Origin of the sequence: Microbulbifer agarilyticus S89, assembly GCF_000220505.1 — a bacterium.
Classification (GTDB): domain Bacteria; phylum Pseudomonadota; class Gammaproteobacteria; order Pseudomonadales; family Cellvibrionaceae; genus Microbulbifer; species Microbulbifer agarilyticus_B.
Genome location: NZ_AFPJ01000009.1, coordinates 1 through 20,622 on the forward strand (window position 1 = coordinate 1; position 20,622 = coordinate 20,622).

Annotated in this window: 24 protein-coding genes; 2 read left to right on the plus strand and 22 right to left on the minus strand. The window is 56.2% G+C overall.

From position 1 onward, the window contains the following. From AS89_RS0102525 to AS89_RS0102545, 5 genes are all read right to left on the minus strand, one after another. Nucleotides 1-609: pyridoxal-phosphate dependent enzyme (locus AS89_RS0102525; RefSeq protein WP_010130735.1), on the minus strand; the 609-nt coding region annotated here is incomplete at its 3' end. Between the two features lie 131 nt (nucleotides 610-740). Continuing rightward, nucleotides 741-1,073: a preprotein translocase subunit YajC gene (yajC, locus tag AS89_RS0102530; RefSeq protein ID WP_010130736.1), complete on the minus strand. Its 333-nt coding sequence runs from the start codon at nucleotides 1,071-1,073 to the stop codon at nucleotides 741-743. A 129-nt stretch (nucleotides 1,074-1,202) separates the two neighbouring features. Continuing rightward, nucleotides 1,203-1,649: a helix-turn-helix domain-containing protein gene (locus tag AS89_RS0102535; protein WP_010130737.1), complete on the minus strand. Its 447-nt coding sequence runs from the start codon at nucleotides 1,647-1,649 to the stop codon at nucleotides 1,203-1,205. 413 nt (nucleotides 1,650-2,062) lie between these two features. Continuing rightward, a complete protein-coding gene (bcp, locus tag AS89_RS0102540; protein WP_010130738.1) occupies nucleotides 2,063-2,539 on the minus strand; it encodes a thioredoxin-dependent thiol peroxidase in 477 nt (158 codons plus the stop codon). 161 nt (nucleotides 2,540-2,700) lie between these two features. Beyond that, nucleotides 2,701-3,237 carry a DUF2244 domain-containing protein gene (locus AS89_RS0102545; RefSeq protein ID WP_010130739.1) on the minus strand — a complete coding sequence of 179 codons (537 nt, stop codon included), beginning with the start codon at nucleotides 3,235-3,237 and terminating at the stop codon, nucleotides 2,701-2,703. A 312-nt stretch (nucleotides 3,238-3,549) separates the two neighbouring features. Here AS89_RS0102545 and asnS point away from each other — a divergent pair, with 312 nt between their 5' ends. Further along, a complete protein-coding gene (gene asnS / locus AS89_RS0102550) occupies nucleotides 3,550-4,950 on the plus strand; it encodes an asparagine--tRNA ligase (protein WP_010130740.1) in 1,401 nt (466 codons plus the stop codon). Between the two features lie 92 nt (nucleotides 4,951-5,042). On the opposite strand, the gene AS89_RS0102555 is transcribed toward asnS, so the two are convergent. The 15 genes from AS89_RS0102555 to AS89_RS0102625 form a co-directional block, all read right to left on the minus strand. Continuing rightward, nucleotides 5,043-6,023, minus strand: a complete 981-nt coding sequence (locus tag AS89_RS0102555) for a malate dehydrogenase (protein WP_010130741.1) — start codon at nucleotides 6,021-6,023, stop codon at nucleotides 5,043-5,045. A gap of 100 nt (nucleotides 6,024-6,123) precedes the next feature. Continuing rightward, nucleotides 6,124-6,756, minus strand: a complete 633-nt coding sequence (locus AS89_RS0102560) for a dUTP diphosphatase (protein ID WP_010130742.1) — start codon at nucleotides 6,754-6,756, stop codon at nucleotides 6,124-6,126. A 30-nt stretch (nucleotides 6,757-6,786) separates the two neighbouring features. Beyond that, on the minus strand, nucleotides 6,787-7,563 hold the full coding sequence (locus tag AS89_RS0102565; protein ID WP_010130744.1) for a TatD family hydrolase: 777 nt from the start codon (nucleotides 7,561-7,563) through the stop codon (nucleotides 6,787-6,789). A 187-nt stretch (nucleotides 7,564-7,750) separates the two neighbouring features. After that, the gene (locus AS89_RS0102570) at nucleotides 7,751-8,104 is read right to left on the minus strand and encodes a PilZ domain-containing protein (protein ID WP_010130745.1); all 354 of its coding nucleotides are present in this window, start codon (nucleotides 8,102-8,104) and stop codon (nucleotides 7,751-7,753) included. 186 nt (nucleotides 8,105-8,290) lie between these two features. Next, complete coding sequence (locus AS89_RS0102575) at nucleotides 8,291-9,328, minus strand: DNA polymerase III subunit delta' (protein WP_010130746.1); 1,038 nt, start codon at nucleotides 9,326-9,328, stop codon at nucleotides 8,291-8,293. Continuing rightward, complete coding sequence (tmk, locus tag AS89_RS0102580; protein ID WP_010130747.1) at nucleotides 9,325-9,963, minus strand: dTMP kinase; 639 nt, start codon at nucleotides 9,961-9,963, stop codon at nucleotides 9,325-9,327. Before tmk ends, AS89_RS0102575 begins: the two co-directional genes overlap by 4 nt. 34 nt (nucleotides 9,964-9,997) lie before the next feature. Next, complete coding sequence (gene mltG, locus AS89_RS0102585) at nucleotides 9,998-11,113, minus strand: endolytic transglycosylase MltG (protein WP_081475651.1); 1,116 nt, start codon at nucleotides 11,111-11,113, stop codon at nucleotides 9,998-10,000. Next, a complete protein-coding gene (locus tag AS89_RS0102590; RefSeq protein WP_010130749.1) occupies nucleotides 11,107-11,958 on the minus strand; it encodes an aminotransferase class IV in 852 nt (283 codons plus the stop codon). The genes mltG and AS89_RS0102590 overlap by 7 nt, the downstream gene beginning before the upstream one ends. Before the next feature lie 120 nt (nucleotides 11,959-12,078). Continuing rightward, a complete protein-coding gene (gene fabF, locus AS89_RS0102595) occupies nucleotides 12,079-13,320 on the minus strand; it encodes a beta-ketoacyl-ACP synthase II (protein WP_010130750.1) in 1,242 nt (413 codons plus the stop codon). Nucleotides 13,321-13,525: 205 nt separating this feature from the next. Next, a complete protein-coding gene (acpP, locus tag AS89_RS0102600; RefSeq protein ID WP_010130751.1) occupies nucleotides 13,526-13,762 on the minus strand; it encodes an acyl carrier protein in 237 nt (78 codons plus the stop codon). 224 nt (nucleotides 13,763-13,986) lie between these two features. Next, nucleotides 13,987-14,742 (minus strand): 3-oxoacyl-ACP reductase FabG, encoded by a 756-nt coding sequence (gene fabG / locus AS89_RS0102605; RefSeq protein WP_010130752.1) that lies wholly within the window; start codon nucleotides 14,740-14,742, stop codon nucleotides 13,987-13,989. A gap of 92 nt (nucleotides 14,743-14,834) precedes the next feature. Continuing rightward, entirely contained in the window at nucleotides 14,835-15,779 is a 945-nt protein-coding gene (gene fabD, locus AS89_RS0102610) for an ACP S-malonyltransferase (RefSeq protein ID WP_010130753.1), read from the minus strand. 96 nt (nucleotides 15,780-15,875) lie between these two features. Continuing rightward, on the minus strand, nucleotides 15,876-16,886 hold the full coding sequence (gene plsX, locus AS89_RS0102615) for a phosphate acyltransferase PlsX (protein ID WP_258165052.1): 1,011 nt from the start codon (nucleotides 16,884-16,886) through the stop codon (nucleotides 15,876-15,878). A gap of 27 nt (nucleotides 16,887-16,913) precedes the next feature. After that, nucleotides 16,914-17,105 carry a 50S ribosomal protein L32 gene (gene rpmF / locus AS89_RS0102620; RefSeq protein WP_010130756.1) on the minus strand — a complete coding sequence of 64 codons (192 nt, stop codon included), beginning with the start codon at nucleotides 17,103-17,105 and terminating at the stop codon, nucleotides 16,914-16,916. A 79-nt stretch (nucleotides 17,106-17,184) separates the two neighbouring features. Next, nucleotides 17,185-17,763, minus strand: a complete 579-nt coding sequence (locus tag AS89_RS0102625) for a YceD family protein (RefSeq protein WP_237709615.1) — start codon at nucleotides 17,761-17,763, stop codon at nucleotides 17,185-17,187. A gap of 124 nt (nucleotides 17,764-17,887) precedes the next feature. Between AS89_RS0102625 and AS89_RS0102630 the strand changes: the two genes are divergently transcribed. Then, complete coding sequence (locus AS89_RS0102630) at nucleotides 17,888-18,472, plus strand: Maf family protein (RefSeq protein WP_010130758.1); 585 nt, start codon at nucleotides 17,888-17,890, stop codon at nucleotides 18,470-18,472. 29 nt (nucleotides 18,473-18,501) lie between these two features. On the opposite strand, the gene AS89_RS0102635 is transcribed toward AS89_RS0102630, so the two are convergent. Next, nucleotides 18,502-19,146 carry an HAD-IA family hydrolase gene (locus tag AS89_RS0102635; protein ID WP_010130759.1) on the minus strand — a complete coding sequence of 215 codons (645 nt, stop codon included), beginning with the start codon at nucleotides 19,144-19,146 and terminating at the stop codon, nucleotides 18,502-18,504. 26 nt (nucleotides 19,147-19,172) lie between these two features. Next, nucleotides 19,173-20,102, minus strand: a complete 930-nt coding sequence (gene rluC / locus AS89_RS0102640; RefSeq protein ID WP_010130760.1) for a 23S rRNA pseudouridine(955/2504/2580) synthase RluC — start codon at nucleotides 20,100-20,102, stop codon at nucleotides 19,173-19,175. Nucleotides 20,103-20,622 lie beyond the last annotated feature (520 nt).

Below are 20,622 nucleotides of genomic sequence, written 5' to 3' on the forward strand. Positions count from 1 at the left end.
GCCCCCGCTGCCACTCGCACACACAAGATGTTCTGGAGAAAATCCTGCACGCTGGCAATCCTGGATGAGTTCCTCGACACCAGCGATATAACCCCACACACCGAGTCCATCACTACCACCGGTAGGGATCGAGAGTGCTTTGCGACCCTGCGCGAGATAGTGCTGCTCCCACTCCTGGAATAGCTCGGGAAGTCGGGAAAGGTATTCTTGTAATGGATACAGGCTCACCTGGGCACCGGCGAGGTAATCCACGAGGAGATTTCCGTCCGGCGCATCCTCGAGCTTACTCTGTGGCCGGCTTTGTCTCAGTAAGACGTGGGCACGGAGACCACACCGTGCGGCGGCAAGTGCGGTGGCACGACAATGATTCGACTGCTCACCTCCGCACGTGATGAGCGTATCCGCCCCAATCCTCTTGGCTTCGGCGACAATAAACTCAAGCTTGCGCAGCTTGTTGCCAGACATTGCGCTCTCGGTTATGTCATCCCGCTTGACCCAAATACGCGGACCGTTAAATGGCTTCGAGAACCGCTCGGTAATACGATCAAGTGGCTGTAATGGCGTGGGCAGGTTCGCAAGCCGCTCTCGCGGCGGGTAAGCAATCGTCACAGTCAACTTCCCTTTTTATTATGGTTTGCGTATTACTAACAAAAAAACCCGGCGATCACCGGGTTTTGCGTGTGAAGCTCCACTGCTTCCCTCAGACCACTTAGCGTGCGGCCAAGGCGAAGCATATGTCTTCAGATATTTTTGATGGTGCCTTTAGGCAGTACCGCATGTACGGCAACTTTCTGGAACTTCAGCTTCATGTTGTCCGCCACTTCCAGAATCAGGTAATCGTCGTCGACTTTCTCGACACGGCCCAGCATGCCGCTGGTCATTACCACTTCATCGCCCTTTTTCAGCGCACCCACAAGCTCCTGATGCTCTTTCTGGCGCTTACGCTGCGGACGAATAATGAACAGCCACATGAATACAAACAAGCCGCCGAACATCAGCAGGGTTATCAGCGGGTTACCCTGAGGAGCCGGTGCGGCCTCTTGTGCCATTGCAGCAGGAATAAAGAAATCCATGGTCTAAACCTCAATAGAGTCAGTCAAATTCTGGGGCACAACTCTAACGGCTTTGACAAAATGAGGCAATCCAGAGCGCCGCAATTGCGGGCTCTGGATCGTGTGATGCGAGGGATCTATGGTTGCCGATTAATAGCGCTGACGAACTTGCCGGCGGTACCCGGTGGGTGACATTCCGGTCCAGCGCTTGAACGCACTGGTAAAGCTGGTTCTGTCAGAGAAATCGAGGATGCGGGAGATACCGTCGACACTCAGTGCAGTGTCTTTCAAAAAATGTACCGCATGACGGAAACGGACGTGATCCCGCAGGGAAGCAAAACTGAGGTTGTGCTCCTGCAAACGGCGCTGCAGGGTGCGGGTCGACATGCTGAGATCGGAGGCTACCGGGCGAATCGCCAGGGATGCCTTGCCAATCCGTTGTTCCAGCACATCAATTACACGGGCGGCAATACCAAAGCTGGTCGCTTCCGGTGGTGCCAGCAACTGGTCGAGAATGTTCGGATCACCGGACAGACGCGCCTGCTGCAATGGTTTGTCTTCTGACAAAGAAGCCTGATCTGGCTGAATGTGATTCATTGAGCTGCTCCTTTATGGATTCCTTGAGCCGCGGTTATTGTTCTACGCCCGCTTCCTGCGAGACCCTTTTTACCACCGCCAGCACTATTGCCGATTTGATGTGTGTTTACAAATCCAGCAATCGCTGACTACAACCTTGGGTGCTGGGCGCACCTGAAAAACAAGCAACGAAGCCTACCCAGAGTGAACGATTTTTGTACTGCTTCCTCGCACCACACTCAATCGCCCTGGGCAAAACGTTTGAGCGGCGCTCCTTTACACAAGCCAGTATAGACCATCTAGGGATAATGCAAGGGGCGACAGGCAATTTTTTTTAAGTAATCCACAAAAAGAATGCAGCGCCCCCGAGGAAAGCCCTTCCAGCTATGGCCCCAAAGGGCCAAGCCCGGGGCCACCGGGGTCCTTCCGTGCGTTCAGGCCAGGTTTTCATCAATCCAGTTGAGGACATCATCGTGGTGGGTTTTCGTCTTCACCTTATCGATGATGTGCTGCAGACGCCCCGCTTTATCGATAATAAAGGTAGTACGGATCAATCCCATGTACTCCTTGCCCATAAACTTCTTGAGACCCCAGCAGCCATATTTATCGGCGATCTTGTGGTCTTCGTCCGCAAGCAGGTCGAAATTCAGCTCGTACTTATCAATAAATTTCTGCAGTTTGGCTTCTGGGTCTGGGCTCAGACCAAAGACAACGGTGTCACGCTTGGCGAATTCCTTTGCACTGTCGCGAATTCCGCATGCCTGCGTGGTGCAGCCTGGGGTCAATGCCTTCGGATAAAAATACAGCACGACATTTTTACTGTCCCGAAAGTCTTTCAATGCAACCTTCTCGCCGTTTTGATTCTTCAGGGTAAATACTGGTGCGAGATTGCCGATCTTTGGATGTGCCATGGTGCCTCCCCTTATTACAAAAATAACACGCGCAGTATTGGATACGTGCTGGATTAGCAAGAGCGCATGCGTCTGGCGAAGATTATATCTAGATTATCAAGGGGCGCGATCTTGCGCGGCGATATTGTTGAATACGGTTTACGGTATTCGCCCCTGCGAGATCAAAAGTCCTGCAGGCGGAAGCTCTGTTCTTTGCGCGCGCGCAAGCCGCAGGTGCCGAGCTTTTCAACCAGCGCCGCCTTTTCCGCATCCGTCAGAAACTCACCCACCTCCAGGCAGCCCTCAGGCCCACTGAAAGTCACGGCGGTGGGCTCGGCTGGCGTCGCCCCCATCCGTACCAGCACCGCCAGGCTGTCGCGGTCAAACTCGGTGTGGTACACCGGCCGCTCGAGATTACCGCGGCTGGTATCCAGCACTACGCGCTCATCGGTTATGCGGATTACTTCGCGGCGCGTACCTTCCATATATACGTAGCCAAACAGGGCTCCGAGCAAAAGCATTTCCAGGCCGGCAAAGGGAATGACCATCCAGGCACCTGCCAGCGCAAACGCGATACTGATACCCAGGGAAACCGCTACCAGGGAAATGAACACCCAGAGGTTGCCGGCAAAGGATAGGGATTGATTGGGCGCGAGAAGGATACAGGCCCGACGCCCGCGCGCGCCGCCGACTTCTTTGACCATGAGTACATCATCCATCACTGTGATATTTTCAGTGTAGGACAGGGCAAAACTGAACCAAGAGTCAGTTTGTCCAGACGTGGGCTTCTATACTGTGGCGGCACCGGCGACCGGAATTTCGGGTGCCCCTCCTGCCACCCATTCTCGCGACCTGTGCTTCCTGGCCACAACCGGCGTTTCAGGGGTAGATTTTCCCGCACTCAGGGGGCAAGATGCGGCGGGAATACGCGTCCAAAAGCCGCGTGTACTAACCGCCTGCCCCGTTTCCGGCACACCCATGGCTGAATGAAACCTAACCCGGCATGCGCGAACGACAACAAGAGCACCATCATGCAAGTTGAGTCCATCGAAAAACTATTGAAGTCCACCAAGCGGGAAGGTGAAACCGCCCGTATCCAGGGTTGGATCCGTACCCGTCGTGATTCCAAAGCGGGCCTGTCCTTTCTCGCCGTGCACGACGGCAGCTGTTTCGACCCGATTCAGGTGGTCGTGGAAGCCGACATCAACAACTACCAGTCTGAAATTCTGCGCCTCACCACAGGCTGTGCCGTCGACATTGAAGGCACGATCAAGGCGTCTGAGGGTAAAGGGCAGTCGATCGAACTGCTGGCCAGCAGTGTGACTGTGGTCGGTTGGGTAGAAGATCCAGACACCTATCCCATGTCTCCCAAGCGTCACAGCATGGAGCACCTGCGCGAGCATGCACACTTGCGCCCTCGCACCAACGTCAGTGGCGCGGTTGCGCGCGTACGTAACTGCATTGCGCAGGCCGTGCACCGCTTCTTCCACGAGCGCGGGTTTAACTATGTGCACACCCCAATCATCACGGCTTCTGACTGTGAAGGTGCGGGTGAGATGTTCCGCGTAAGCACGTTGGACCAGACCAACCTGCCGCTGACTGACAAGGGTGACGTGGACTATGGCGAGGATTTCTTCGGCGAAGAAACCTTCCTCACCGTGTCTGGCCAGCTGAATGTAGAGAGCTACTGCCTTGCGCTCTCCAAGGTCTACACCTTTGGCCCGACGTTCCGCGCGGAGAACTCCAACACCACCCGTCACCTGGCGGAGTTCTGGATGGTGGAGCCGGAGATCGCATTTGCCGATCTGGCCGACTGCGCCAATCTGGCCGAAGAAATGCTCAAGTACATTTTCCGTGCGGTTCTGACCGAGCGTGCCGACGACATGGCGTTCTTTGCTCAGCGTATTGATAAAGAAGCCATCTCGCGCCTGGAGAACATCGTCGATAATGACTTCGCGCGTATCAATTACAGCGATGCCATCGAGATTCTGGAAAACTGCAAAGAGAAATTCGAATTCCCGGTTTCCTGGGGTATCGATCTGGCCTCCGAACACGAGCGCTATCTTGCCGAGAAGCACTTCAAAAAGCCGGTCATCGTGTTGAACTATCCGAAGGACATCAAGGCCTTCTATATGCGCATGAATGACGACGGTAAAACCGTGGCAGCCATGGACGTACTGGCCCCGGGCATTGGTGAGATCATCGGTGGCTCACAGCGTGAGGAGCGCCTTGATCGCCTGGATGCGCGCATGGACGAAATGGATGTTCCGAAAGAGCACCTGGATTGGTACCGCGACCTGCGTCGCTACGGTACTGTTCCGCACGGAGGCTTTGGACTGGGCTTCGACCGCATCGTGTCTTACGTTACCGGTATGGGCAATATCCGCGATGTAATCCCCTTCCCGCGCACACCGCGCAACGCGAAGTTCTAACTTGTTTCTGCCAGCAAAATGCGCTGGCAGAAACAAAAAACCCGCACCAAGGTGCGGGTTTTTTTGTGGCTTTTACTCGCTTGCGTAAAAGCTTACGGCAGCAGGTGCGCTACAGCATCACGCTCTTCAGCCAGTTCCTGCTCAGTCGCAGTCATCTTCTCGCGAGAGAAATCATTGATGTCTACGCCCTGCACGATTTCCCAGTCGCCGTTTTTGCAAACAACCGGGAAGGAGTAGATCAGGCCTTTCTCGATACCGTAAGAACCATCGCTGTAAACACCCATGCTGGTCCAGTCGCCTTCGGCGGAACCCAGGGCCCAATCACGCATATGGTCGATAGCGGCATTGGCTGCGGAAGCTGCAGAGGAAGCGCCACGCGCCTTGATGATCGCCGCACCGCGCTGCTGAACAGTCGGGATGAAGTCAGTCTCGTACCACTCCTGCTCTACTTTACCCATGGCGTCTTCGCCATTGACCTTGGCCTGGTGCAGGTCAGGGTACTGGGTCGCAGAGTGATTACCCCAGATGGTCATGTGGGTAATGTCGTTGACGGTGGAATCGGTCTTGTTCGCCAGCTGAGTCAGGGCACGGTTGTGGTCCAGACGGGTCATGGCGGTGAAGTTACGCGGGTCCAGATCAGGCGCATTGCGCTGGGCGATCAGGGCGTTGGTGTTGGCCGGGTTGCCCACCACCAGTACTTTCACGTCGCGGGAAGCTACGTCGTTCAGAGCTTTGCCCTGTGCAGAGAAGATTGCAGCGTTGGCTTCCAGCAGGTCTTTACGCTCCATGCCAGGGCCACGCGGACGCGCGCCAACCAGCAGTGCGTAGTCGGCGTCTTTAAAGGCAACGGTTGCATCGTCGGACTGAACGATTCCTGCCAGCAGCGGGAAGGCACAGTCTTCGAGTTCCATCGCTACGCCTTTCAGCGCTTCCAGAGCAGGAGTGATTTCCAGCAGCTGAAGAATAACTGGTTGATCCTTACCCAGCATTTCGCCAGAAGCGATGCGGAACAGTAGGGAGTAGCTGATCTGACCGGCGGCGCCGGTAACTGCAACACGAACAGGTGCTTTCACGATGTATCTCCGTTGTTTTCAGGCGCGAGCATTATAGGGCCTGGCAAATTAATTTCATTATCCTTTGGTCTATATCTCTATACAAAAGAGACCAAATTAATTACGCCAAATCCTTTTTCGTGCCCGGATAACGAACTTTTAAGGCTTCATACAACTGAACACTGAAATTTTCTGCTGCGGCGTCTAAAGATTGAACAATCTCCGCCAGGTGCTCGTTGTCTTCCCTGCCCTGCCACTGCTTCTGGTAGCTGCCATCCTGATAACCGTGATCCTGCCGGAAGCGATTCAGGACATTCTTGCCGACATAGCGGCGGTAAAGTTCATCCAGGTCCATCGAACAGTCGGCTAATAATTGTGCAAACCCAGGCAGGTCAAACTGCTTGGTGGCGAGCGTTTTCAGGGTGAAGGCCTCAAGGTTTTCCCTGAAGTCGCCAGCGCTGACATCAAGCGCTGCGAGCTGCTGCTGCATTTCTTTCGCAACTACCTCAGGGGCGCCCTGCTGCAACTCCAGGCTCAGGCCGAAATGCCAGATATCCACTAGCTCCAGCTTAACCTGCTCGATTTCCGGCTCCTGCTTTTTCCACCACTTCCAACCGTAGTGATCCAACAGTTCGGCGCTCTCCACCCAGATCGCGCGATACCAGGCGAAATTCTGCGCACGCCAATTCTCATTTACGACCGTATTGATGGCGTCCTGCAGGGCCAGCATGGTCTCCAGTTGTTGTTGAGACATAGTTATTTCCTAAAATCAGCCCGGCCGGGTTTATGCGGCGCGAGGAAACAGTCGGTAAAAGTTTTCAGTAGTGATGTGGGCAAGCTCTTCGTAAGGCAGTCCGCGCAAATCGGCAATAAACTCGGCAACCTCACGCACATAGGCGGGAATATTCGGTTTGCCACGGTGGGGAACCGGCGCGAGGTACGGAGAATCCGTCTCCACTAGAAGGCGATCCAGCGGTACCTGCTTGGCTACTTCGCGGAGTTCTTCGGCATTTTTGAAGGTCACGATGCCCGAGAGGGAGATGTAGTAGTTCAGATCCAATGCCGCCTTGGCCATCTCCCAGGATTCGGTGAAACAGTGCAGAACACCCGCATGCTCACGGCTGCCATGCTGTTTAATCAGGTCGATGGTGTCCTGGCGAGCATCACGGGTATGCACGATGACAGGTAAGCCGACTTGCCCCGCAGCCTGAAGATGCGCAACAAAGCTTTGTTGCTGCACTTCCCGGGTTTCGGTGCTGTAGTAGTAATCCAGACCGGTCTCACCGAGTGCCACTACGTTGGGCTGTGCCGACAGGCGCTTCAGTTTGTCGACATCGGCAAGGCCGGAATCCACGTCCAGCGGGTGCACACCCACGGAACAGACCACGTCGGGATAGGTATTGGCGATGGAAACCACCTGGTCGGCATTCTCCAGGCTAATGCCCACACAGAGAAATTTGCTCACCCCGCGGCTACGCGCAAGGTCCAGAACTGCGTCCAGGTCACCGTCAAACTTATCGAGTTTGAGCCTGTCGAGGTGACAATGAGAATCTACCAGCATAAATCACAGCCTATCGCCCTACGTTCGAAATGACGAAGCAGGGAAATTGAATCAGGGAAATTGAGCGGGCGATTATACAGCCCTGGCCAGCGATATGCCTGTCTAGCGAGGCGCGCGTAATACAACGGCTTGTGGGAGGGCAACAGCCAGGCCAAATGGCCCGGCGTATCGATCCAGCGGGACTGCGTTACAGGGTGTGCGTTGGCCGGCTCGACTCCAGGGAGCCTGCCAGCAGCGTTTCAATTTTGTTCTGCGCGGTATTTTCCTTGTCGCTAAACTGAATACCAATGCCCGGAGTGCGGTTACCTTGCGCTCCACCGGGAGTAATCCAGACGACCTTTCCGGCCACCGGGAGCTTTTCCGGTTCATCCATCAGGCTCAACAGCAGGAAAACTTCGTCACCCAGGCTGTACGATTTGTCGGTATTGATAAACAGACCACCGTTCTTCACGAACGGCATGTACGCCGCATACAACACGGATTTGTCTTGGATCTTCAGTGACAGGATGCCGTTACGGGCACCGCCCCCCATACCTTTCATGCTAAACCCCACCGCGGTTGCGCATAACCTTCCACCCCAAAGGACGATTTGGCCATACGCCACTTCTTGTACATTATTTAACCGCTCGCCTGAAACCCTAACCCTGTGTAGAGCCGACGACCGTATAGGAATTGTCGTGCTAACTTACCTCGATGGCCAGCAACCTGTCCACATTCCTGTGCAATATCAGCGGAACAGCCCCGCCCAGCGAATCATCAGTTCTTCCAGCAGTAGTCGCTTGTTCGGGTTACTGTTGCCAGATAGCAACGCGCGTGCTTTGAGCAGGTGATCGTAGAATCCAAATACGGGCCGCATGCTCTCGGGCCCTGTGCCCGGCAGTCGCTGCAGCAAGCCCATGATCTTGGGGTCCGCAGCGACATCGGTACTGCGGGACTTCAACATCAAAGCAACCCAGCTCTGCCAGAACTGCAGCAGCATATTCAGGTCGGCGCCTTCAGCAGGCTTTTCCCATTTGCCGGCCAGCACCACCGGGTTTTCATCACCCCGCGTTAGCGCCCCAAGGTCTGCAAAGAATGATTGCCGGGTCTCTTCCGCTTCCGGTTCCATCAGGCGAATTGCCAGCAGCGGTGCCCCACCGGCGAGATTGAGTGCGCTATCGGCGTCTTCGTTTTCAATGCCGCTTTCGCGCAGCCAGCGCAAGGCGGATTGCTGCGGCGGAATCGGAAAAGCGATTGTCTGGCAGCGGCTGCGAATGGTTGGCAGCAGACCGGAAGGATGATCCGTTATGAGTAGGAAAATGACCGATCCCGACGGCTCCTCGAGATTCTTTAGCAGTGCGTTTGCGGCGTTCACATTCATCGCCTCGGCGGGCGCGAGCAGCACAACACGGGCGCCTTCCCGGCCACTGGTGCGGCCAACGAATTCGCCCAGCTCACGAATCTGCTCAACCTTCAGTGGCCCCTGCTCTTTCTCCGGCACCACGCGGGTAAAATCCGGATGCGAGCCCGCAGCACGCAGCTGGCAACCGCGGCATTCGCCGCAAGCCAGGCCGTGACGGGGCTGGTCGCACAACAGCAGCGCGGTAAACGCCTCGGCGAAACGGCGCTTACCGAGGCCGGATTGACCACTGATCAAAAGTGCATGCGGGCAGCGCCCTGCAACCCACTGTGCGCCCAAGCGCTGCCACTGTGCCGCCTGCCATGGCAGTGGCGATGGAATCTGCGATTGTGCGAAACCCTCGGAATCTGCTGCTACCGCTGTCATGGCGCACTCGCAATCTGGCCCAGCGCCTGCGCAAGGCTCTTCTGAACCTGTTCAAGTGGCACTGAAGCATCAATTACCGTGTATTGATCCGGGGCACTTTGTGCTCGGTTGAGGTAGGCCGCACGGACCTTGTTGAAGAAGTGAATCTGCTCACTCTCAAAGCGGTCTGCCTCACCAGTACTGGCGGCACGCTGCAGGCCAATTTCCGGGTCGACATCCAGCAACAGAACCTGATCCGGACGCAGGTCGCCCTGAACGGTTTGTTCGAGCTGCGCAATCAGGTTCCAGTCTAGCTCGCGACCGCCCCCCTGGTATGCGTAAGTCGCGTCGGTAAAACGGTCACAAATAACCCATTTTCCGTCCGCAAGCGCGGGCAGTATCACGCGCTGTAAATGCTGCGCGCGGGCCGCAAAGACCATCAGCAGCTCTGCTGTTGGGTCTACCCTTTCCTCGCGCTTTTCCAGTAGCAGGTTGCGCAGCTGTTCCGCGAGGGGGGTGCCTCCAGGCTCCCGCGTTTGGATAAACGGAATCCCCTGCTCCGTCAGCCACTGGGTAATAAAGCGAAGGTTCGTGGACTTGCCTACGCCCTCTCCGCCTTCCAGGGTTATAAACTTACCGTTTGGTTGATCGCTCATTGATTTTCCGGCCGTCGAACGGGCCACCATTTCATTAATTTTCTTGTACTTTTCCAGGGCTCGAACGGTAATCCGAACGACGCCGCAGCTGATACTCGCGCACCGCCTTGTTGTGCTCAGACAGCGTCTCGGAAAAGTAATGCGAGCCATCCCCCTTGGCGACAAAATACAGGCTCTTTCCTGGCTTGGGGTGTAATGCCGCGTGAATGGCTTCCCGCCCTGGCAACGCGATCGGCGTGGGCGGCATTCCGCTGATTACGTAGGTATTGTACGGAGTGTGCTGGCGCAAATCCGTGCGGCGCAGATTGCCATCGTATCTTTCACCCATCCCGTAGATTACCGTCGGGTCGGTCTGCAGGCGCATACCCTTGTCCAGGCGACGGACGAAAACGCCGGCGATTTCATCCCGTTCCCACGGCACACCGGTCTCTTTCTCCACGATGGACGCCATTATCAAAGCATCGTAGGGGCTGTCATACGGCAGGTCATTGCCACGTTTTTCCCATTCTTCCGCCAGTACCGTGTTCATACGCTGATTCGCCTGGCGCAGCAAATCCAAGTCGCTGGTACCGGAGCGATAGATATAGGTGTCCGGGAAAATCTGGCCTTCCGGGTTACCTTCTATCCCCAAAGCTTGCGCGGCGGATTGCACCGAAGCGCCGGCGTCCGTTGCGCGAATTTTTCTCGAAGCACGGATCTGGTTGAGAGCCTGCTGGAATGTCCATCCTTCGACCAGAGTTACACGATAGCGGGTGACATCCCCCCGGTTCAGTCGTGCGACCAAATCCATGGCGTTACTACCCGCAGGGATCATGTATTCGCCTGGGTGAATATGGCCAAGTTGTTTAATTCGAGCGTAACCCAGCACAAGGCGCGGGTGTTTCACCACGCCGTCTGCAGCAAGTCCATGCACGACACGCGAGAGATTACTGCCGGTCTCCACATCCATCCTCAGCCCCTGCGCGGGAACGGATAACGGTGCAACAAGCGCACTGTTAATGAACCACAAGGATGCGCCGCCGGTAACGACGCCGAGCACGAGCAGTACAAGTACAGCGCGGACTAGGCGGCCAAGAGTGGACCCCTTCGAGGATTTTCCCTTGCCTGAATTCGAGGAAGCTTTTTTACGATTCTCTTTCTTCGCTACCATAACTTTTCCGAAATTAACGCTTGCAGCATGCGTGTGTCGCGCCCTGCACGCACTGGCCTTCGGGCTGTGGAATCCTTGTGAAATTCCTCCGGAGTTTCCGCCAGCAATTGCGCTGGGATTACCCCCCGCACACTGTTGCAGATCGCGAGCTCATCGGCATTCGCCAAATCTGCTGGATAGAGCGTATCTTCGCTGATTTGAACCTGACCGGCCAGCCAGCGCAACATGACCCCGCGCACCCCAAAATGATCCAGGCGAGGTGTTTTCCACTCGGTGCCGATCCGCAACAACAGATTGCTTCGTGATCCTTCAATCACCGCGCCGGCTGGGGCCATCAGCACCGGTTCGACCAATGGCCCGCCGTTGGTTGCGCGCGCCGGCCACTCGGTTGCGGCCTGACTATAGACATCTCTTACGAGTAATTTACAGCCGTGGAGTTCAGTCGGCTCTGAACTACCCCCCAAACTAGCTCCCAAACTGTCAAAGCTAGGTGCAAACGGCGAATGCGTGGCAGCAGCGGTTACTCTGGTGCGACACAAGCCCAACAGTACGCCATTGCGCCATGGGGAGGTGTGCTCCAGCGGCTCCACACGCAGGTCCCATACCGGGGCATCCATATTGCCGCCTAGCCGCACGCCGTAACGCAACCTTACCCGAGCACCTTGCGGCCAATCGCGTGTACGCGAGGTCACCTGTTCCAAAGCATCATTGATTGCAGACAGGGTCTCCGGTGACGGCGAAGCACTGCGCTGCAGACGTGCACGGTGAAACGCCCACAACGGGATCTTGCCGTGGCCGGCTCGCATGGTTTCCAACACGCCAAACTGGAACGCACTATCCGGCATGAGCGTTTTCAGCTCACCAGCAGCGGAAAGAAAGAAAGGGTGGATATCCGTCACGGATCTAAGGAAGGCGGCAATAGAGCGGTCTGCTACAACACAGCCGCTCTATTGCGCATTGCACAGTTAAACGCGCTGAAAAATCAGCGAGCCATTGGTACCGCCAAACCCAAATGAATTGGATAGTACGGCATCAATTTTCATTTCCTGCGCTTTATGCGGCACCAGATTGACACCGGTACAGTTTTCATCGACGTTATCGAGGTTGACGGTCGGTGGTGCGACCTGATCCTGAATCGATTTCACCGAGAAAATCGCTTCGATCGCGCCAGCAGCGCCCAGCAGGTGACCGGTCATGGATTTGGTGGAGCTTACCGCCAGCGCATCCAGTGAATCCGCAAACACGGATCGTACGGCCGCAATTTCTGCTTTGTCGCCCAGCGGCGTTGAGGTGCCGTGTGCATTGATGTACTGAATGGCCGCAGGATCGAGGCCCGCGTCGTTAAGCGCATTTGACATGGAGAGCGCTGCACCTGCACCGTCTTCGGGTGGTGACGTCATATGGTGTGCATCACCACTCATGCCAAAGCCACTCAGCTCTGCGTAAATCTTTGCTCCACGCGCCTTGGCGTGCTCATACTCTTCCAGTACCAACACGCCTGCGCCCTCACCCAATACAAAACCGTCACGGTCTTTGTCCCAGGGGCGGCTGGCTGCCTGAGGGTCATCATTACGTGTGGAGAGTGCGCGCGCGGCACAGAAACCACCGAGACCAACCGGAGTGGTAACCATCTCGGCGCCGCCACACACCATCACGTCGGCGTCGCCATATTGGATGGTGCGCATGCCCAGGCCGATCGCATGGGTACCCGTGGTACATGCGGTTGTTGTTGAAAGGTTCGGGCCTTTCATTCCGTATTTGATCGACAGGTTGCCGGCGACCATATTGATAATGGCACCCGGTACAAAGAAGGGAGAAACCCGGCGCGGCCCCTTCTCTGCGATCAACATCGCATTGTTTTCGATGGCGGCAATACCGCCCATGCCAGATCCAATGCAGGCACCGACCTTTGGCGCCATTTCTTCAGATACTTCCAGGCCACTGTCTTCCATGGCCTGAATACCGGCACTCAATCCATACTGCAGAAACACGTCCATTTTGCGGGCTTCTTTCGCTGGGATATGAGGTTCCGGTGAAAACTCTTTCACTGTCGCTGCAAAGCGTGTGCTGAATGCAGAAACATCAAATGTGTCAATCGGCACTACACCACTGGTACCTGCCAGCAAAGCAGACCAGGTATCTTCAAGGGTGTTGCCCAGAGGGCTAACCATGCCCATACCGGTAATAACGACTCTTCTCTTCGACACTGATGTCTCCCCGATATAAATACTATGCGCCGTAACCCTATTGCCGTTATCGGTCGCAAATTTATCAAGTTTCAAATATGCCGAGAGCCGCGCTATGCAACATAGAACGGCTCTCGTAAAGCTTTTATACCGACCAGTGCGCTTGGCACTGGTGGTAAAAGTAACGTGTATTTGGTCACGCGCTACTTAAGCTATCCAGCAGGAATCAACCCAGGTTCTGGTTGATGTAATCGATGGCCAGCTGAACGGTGGTAATTTTCTCAGCTTCTTCGTCCGGAATTTCGGTCTCGAATTCCTCTTCCAAAGCCATCACCAGCTCAACAGTGTCGAGGGAGTCAGCGCCCAGATCTTCAACAAAGGATGCTTCAGGTTTTACATCTTCTTCCTTCACGCCCAGTTGTTCAGCAACGATCTTTTTTACGCGCTCTTCAATGCTGCTCATGATTCAATTTAACTCCTAGTGGATAAAAATCTAATTTGGTCACTGCTTAAAATTTATTCGTCATTTTTGACGATTCAGTAACCGGCTTACACAGCTAACGGTTAATGCGAGGCGGCATTGTACCCTGATTTTTTCGGGATGTAATGCACCGCCTCACAGCAACCATTGAATGATAAATTTTTCTTTACCAATCAATCAGTTATGTCGACTTTCTCGAAAGAAAATCAACCCATATACATGCCACCATTCACCTGGATGGTCTCTCCGGTCACATAACCACCTGCATCGCTGGCCAAAAATGCAACAACGGAGGCGATTTCCTCTGGTGCGCCGAGACGGCCCAGTGGAATCTTGCTCAGCAGCGCTTCACGCTGCGCTTCCGGCAAGACTTTTGTCATGTCGGTGTCGATAAATCCCGGTGCAACGGTATTCACCGTAATACCGCGGGAACCAACCTCCGCCGCGAGTGCGCGGGCAAAGCCACCAACACCAGCTTTTGTTGCCGCATAGTTGCTCTGGCCCGCATTACCCATGCTACCAACCACGGAGCTGATGTTGATAATGCGGCCCCAGCGCGCTTTCGTCATATCGCGCAGGCAGGCCTTGCTGACTCGATAAACGGCGGTCAGGTTTGTGTTCAGAACGTCATCCCACTCGTTATCCTTCATGCGCATGAGCAGGTTATCTTTGGTAATCCCCGCGTTATTCACCAAAATGGTGGGCGCGCCGAACTCTGCTTTCACGGTTTCCAAAACACCGGCAATACTTTCCACATTGGTTACGTCCAGTTCTTTGCCGCAACCTTGGATGCCCTTTTCAGCAAAACGTGCAGAAATTTTTTCGGCACCGCCGGCACTTGTGGCTGTACCGATTACGGTCGCGCCCTGCGCACCGAGCAGATCTGCAATTGCCGCGCCAATTCCTCGGCTGGCGCCGGTAACCAGTGCGACCTTGCCTTCCAGTGAAGTTGTAATTGTCATAAGTTCTCCAGATCGCCAACCGCAAACCCGTTTACAGAAACGGGCCGGGGGCGAGATTCTTCGTCAACTATTGGACTGTGTTATACGGCTTTTTAGCTGGCCGTAGCGGCAACCGCTGCAGATAGCTGCTCGGATGATTCGATATTGTGTGCGACCAGGCTGCGATCAATGCGCTTGGCGAGGCCAGCCAGGACCTTGCCCGGGCCGCACTCAACCAGCTGCTGCACACCCATTCCCGCCATTGATTGAACGCAGGAGGTCCAGCGCACCGGGCTGTAGATTTGCTCAACCATCAAGGCCTTGATCGCCGCGGGGTCACTTTCGGTTTTGGCGTGCACATTGTGAATAATGGGCGTGACGGGTGCATTAAATGCAGTGGCTTCAATTTGCGGGGCGAGCTTCTCCGCCGCTGGGCGCATCAGCTCGGTATGGAACGGGGCGCTCACTGGCAGCGGCATTGCACGCTTGGCACCAGCCGCCTTGCAGGCGTCGATTGCGCGGCCGACCGCCGCAGCGCTACCGGCGATCACAACCTGGCCAGGCGAGTTGTAATTCACGGCGGCGACCACACCGCCTTCCGCGGACTCGGCACATGCCGCTTCCACGGCGGCATCATCAAGGCCGATTACCGCGGCCATAGCGCCCTCACCTGCAGGAACAGCTTCCTGCATCAGGCGCCCACGTTCGCGGACCAAACGCACACCATCGGCGAAATCGAGCACTCCGGAGCATACCAGTGCGGACCACTCGCCGAGGCTGTGACCCGCCATATACGCCGGGGTCGTACCGCCCTGAGCAAGCCAGGCGCGATAAAGTGCGACGCTCGCGGTCAGAAGAAGTGGCTGGGTTCTTTCGGTGAGATTGATATCTTCCTGGGCACCATTCTGGCAAAGGTCCCACAGGTCGTAACCGAGTACGGAGGAAGCTTCAGAGAAGGTCGCGGAGACCTCAGGGAAGGCCTGGGCGGCATCCGCCAGCATGCCGATTTGCTGGGAGCCCTGCCCCGGAAAGACGAACGCCAATACTGAGTTGGTCATTGAACATCCTTTAACCAAATAAATTAAGCCACGAATTCCAGGGATGGCTATACAGCAGGCGCCTGCTGGTCGAACCGGAGGACGAAAGACCGGGGTTTAATTACACCCGGTCTGACGCTGGGCCTGGTAGGCCAGAGCCCGCCCTACAAGATGTGCCAAGTCAGACTCGGCACATTCTTTTGCGGTCAACATTGCGCGGTAAAACGCCTCACTGCTGGCACCGCCATGACTCTTGATGACGTTACCTTCCAGCCCTAAAAAGCTGGCGCCATTATAGCGGGCCGGTTCCAGCTGTGACCGCCATTTTCGCAACAGATTTATGGCTAATTGGCCAAAATACCGCTTCAGGGGCGCCTTCTTGTCGATGGTGAACGTCTTCTGACCAATAAGTCGAATGACGCCCTCGGCAGATTTCATGGCCACATTGCCCATGAGCCCATTGCACACCACCACATCGACAACACCGGTAAAGATGTCGTGCCCTTCAACGAAACCGGCATACTGAATGGATGGGTCAGCCTGGAGCAGTTGGCCGGCACGGCGAATTTCTTCTGTGCCTTTATGCTCCTCTGCACCAATGTTCAGCAGGGCAACCGATAGGTCCTGCCTCCCCGAGAAGACTCGCTGCGCCTCGACCCCCATGCGTGCAAACTGCACCAGGTCCTCAGCGCTGCAATCGATATTGGCGCCGAGGTCCAATAGAAAACAGGAGCCTTCGGAGGTGGGCAGTGATTTGCCCAGTGCAGGACGCCGAACACCTTCCACGGTCCCCAGAATGCTGCGCCCCAATGCCAGTAATGCGCCGGTATTACCCGAAGTCACCATGGCGCCGCACTCACCGGACGAAACCGACTGCAGTGCCTTGGCCATCGATGACTCACGCTTGTGGCGCAAGGCATGGACCGGGTTACAGCCCTGGGTAATCACTTGGACGCAGTCCACCACTTCCACACGTTCGCGGACAGATGGAGGTTCATTATGCAGGAGGGATTGGAGTTCCGAGCGGGGGCCGAACAGCTTGAGCGCTGCACGAGGATAGCGAATGAGAAATCTTGCGCAGGCCGGAACGACAGAGCGGGGACCTAAGTCCCCGCCCATCGCATCCACGGCCAATCGAAATTGGCTGGACAAAACTTACTCTTCTTCGGAAGAGCCGCCAACGTCTACCACTTTGCGACCACGGTAGAAACCGTCTTTGGTCACGTGATGACGGTGGTGCTTTTCACCAGTAGTCGGATCTACGGACAAAGTTGGTCCGCTCAGAGCGTCGTGAGAGCGACGCATACCGCGACGGGAACGGGTTTTTTTGTTCTGCTGAACAGCCATTTGGTGCTCCTAAACATAACTAACAGTTAACACCGGAACCGGGGCGCCTACCGGCGAGCCCAAACCCTTCAAACAACTCTCAAGACTTGTTTGACGAACCCTTCAACTGTTCCAGTACTTTAAAGGGGTTTTCTCGTTGCTCTTCCGCTTCTGGTTCCTCACTGTGACTTTGGAATGCCTCTTGTGCGACGCAATCCCAGTCGTGGTAAGCCACCATTGGCAAATTGAGCAAAATCTCATCTTCCAATACCTGATACAGATCCAGCTCATCGCCATCCTGTATCACTGGATCCAAAGACTTGGGTAACGAGTTACCCTGCTCTTCGGACCACACAAACCCCAAAGCGATATCAGCTTCAATCACCTCGCTCACCGGCTGCAAACAGCGTTGGCAAAGCAGGTTGACTGTCAATTCAAGTTTGCCAGTGGCCACTTGATTGCGCTGCAGGTCTCGGGCAAATGCCAGAGAGACCGTTACGTCACCCTCGATTGATTCCGTGGATGCAGTCAGCCGAGGCAGCGCATCGTGGGGCACAATACCGTCCAGTTCTTGCCCGCGCTGCACCAACTTTCGTGCGTCTATGCGGCGTGGCAGCGCGGATTTCTGAGCTGAATTCTGCGCCATTTTCTGACCGGACTTCTGGGGGGGTATCGACATAAGCGCGCAATTCTATGGACTCACCTGAGCCTTGTCAAAACAAATCATTCACCGCATGATCAGCGCCCGAAAACACTTGTCCTCCCGCGATTTCCCGCGCAGGGACAACCCATGGAGAAGCTTCATGCGCAACTTAATTCTAGCGTCCAGTTCGAGCTACCGTCGCGAGCTGCTGTCAAAGCTGCATCTGCGCTTTGAAAGTTGTGCACCCCATATAAATGAAGAAGCATTTCCCGGAGAAGCGGCCGGCGATCTCGCTAGCAGGCTCGCGCGGGAAAAAGCGCTGGCACTGGCGGACAGGTATCCGGACCACCTCATTATTGGCTCGGACCAGGTCGCAGAGTGCCGCGGCACACTGCTCGGCAAGCCCGGCACCAAGGAGCGCGCGATAGAGCAGCTCAGCCAGAGCTCGGGCCACAGGGTGAACTTCCATACCGGCCTGTGCCTCGTTGATACCCGCGACATGAGCCACGTAACCGCATGTGAAACCTACTCTGTGTACTTCCGTGACCTCAGCAGTGAGGAGATCACTCGCTACGTTGAGCTGGACCAGCCCCTGGATTGTGCTGGTTCACTCAAGTCGGAAGGTCTGGGGATCACTTTGTTCGAAAAAATGGAAGGGTCTGACCCGAATACACTGATCGGCCTCCCATTAATTCGACTGGTGGAGCTTCTCAGGCAGAAGGGGGTGAACCCGCTGGCAGGCTAACCGAGCTCACTTCAACGCAGTAAAACGCGTCAGGGAACGAGCGGTGGCCAGGACAGCAGTTCGGTGAAGTGGTCAATGACCTTCAGTGGGCGGCAGTCGTGCAGCCGCTCGCGACTGTGCACCCCGTAGCTCACCCCGATCGCGGGCATATCGATGGCTGCCGCCATTTTCAGGTCAAATTCCGTATCGCCAACCATGACCGCCTGCGAGACGGGCAAATCCGTCTCGGACAATATTTCGCGCAACATCGTTGGATTGGGTTTTGAGGCGGTTTCATCTGCACAGCGACTGGTGGCAAACAGGTGCCCTATTCCGTGCTCGGCAAACTCACGATTCAGGCCGCGGCGACTCTTTCCCGTGGCAACTGCCAGCTGGTGGCCTGCCCCGAGAAGCTGATCAAGAGTGTCCAGAACCCCATCAAACAGTGGCAGAGGCTCACCTCGAGCTGCCAGCCACTCCTCGGCATAGTATTCGCGCAAATCGGCGCGCTGCTGACTCCGCGCGTCGGGGAACAGCGTAGAAATCGCCTCGGGGAGACCGAGGCCAATGATATTGCCGATCGTGGAGGGTTCGAGCACCGGCAGCCCGGCGCGGCCGGAAGCGCGCTGCATGCAGGCCACAATACGCGCCTCCGAATCACACACCGTTCCATCCCAGTCGAGAATAACCAGCATCGGCAAACCCTCCTTAATAACAGCTCTTAGCGTAACTTAGCCACGAGACCGGCCAATTCTGCGGGCAGTGGTGCCTCCACACGCACGCGGGTGCCATCAGGCAAGGTGCAGCCCACCCGGGCAGAGTGCAAGAAGAGGCGTTTGAGTCCGAGCTTTCTGAAGTGCACGTTTGCCTCGTCGGGCGTATATTTGGCGTCACCTGCCAGCGGGCAGCCAACAAATTGCGCATGTACGCGGATCTGATGGGTGCGCCCGGTCACAGGCTCTGCGCGCATCAAGGTCGCGCCATCGAGCCGCTCCTCTACCTGGAAGCGCGTTGTCGAGGGTTTGCCCTCGCCATCGACGACAACCATACGCTCGCCACTTTTCAGTGTGTTTTTACGCAGCGGCGCCTCGACCAGTTTCTGCGCGCGCGGCCATTTGCCAACAGCCAGCGCCAGATAGGACTTGTCCATTTTTCCGGCGCGCAGTTCGCTCTGCACATGCAGCAGAACCGCGCGCTTGCGCGCCACCAGGATGGCGCCACTGGTATCCCGGTCTAGACGGTGCACCAGCTCCATAAATGGGCTCTCGGGATACATCTGGCGCAGCGCCTCAATCAGGCCGAGCCGCACGCCGCTACCGCCGTGGACCGCGAGTCCCGCAGGCTTGTTCACCACCAGCAGGCCGCCCTGATCGTAAAGAATGGCCGCTTCGAGGGTGCGCCGTAGCTGGTCACCCGCCACGGCCGGCGGCGTCTCCTCAGAAACCCGGATCGGGGGCACGCGCACGACGTCTCCCGCCTGCAAGCGATATTCCGCCTTCACCCTTCCTTTATTTATCCGCACTTCACCTTTCCGCAAAATGCGGTAGACGCGTGAACGCGGTACACCCTTGAGGCGTGCCTGTAAGAAGTTGTCCACGCGCTGGCCGGCCAGCTCTTCCGGGACGGTGATAAACTGAACGCTACTGCCCACTTGGGGGGATTTCGCGTCAGCGCCTGAGGGCTTGGCCTGAGCGGCCTTGTTTGGGGGGGTACTTCGCATGGGGCGCATGATAACGGCATGCACTAACCATTTGAAGCACGCAATTGATGCCCATGATAGGTCGTGTTATATTCGGCCGGCCTAAATTGGGCTGGTTTTCGGCGGTGCACGGTTTTTCTGCTATATAAAAACCCAGGTGCCGTTCTCGAGAAAATACCGCCAGTCAGGCCGGTGCGCGGAAAACCGCGTTATCAACAAAACTTTGTCGGTGAGATCCTTCGAGAGCGCGTCGAAAGATGGTGCCAAGGGAGCGAACAGGCAGCAGGTGCTGCTGCTTCCGAAGTTCTCGCCGACCCCTAACCCGAAGAAACGGGACTTTTGCGAAGGTAAGACGGGCTGATGCCCGCAGCGCTTGGAACAGACTCAACTCGTTACATAGCACTCTGAGAATGCGCGCCAGCGACCGAACTGGCCCCCGGCCCGTGCCTGAGATGGAAAGCCACCCTTGCAC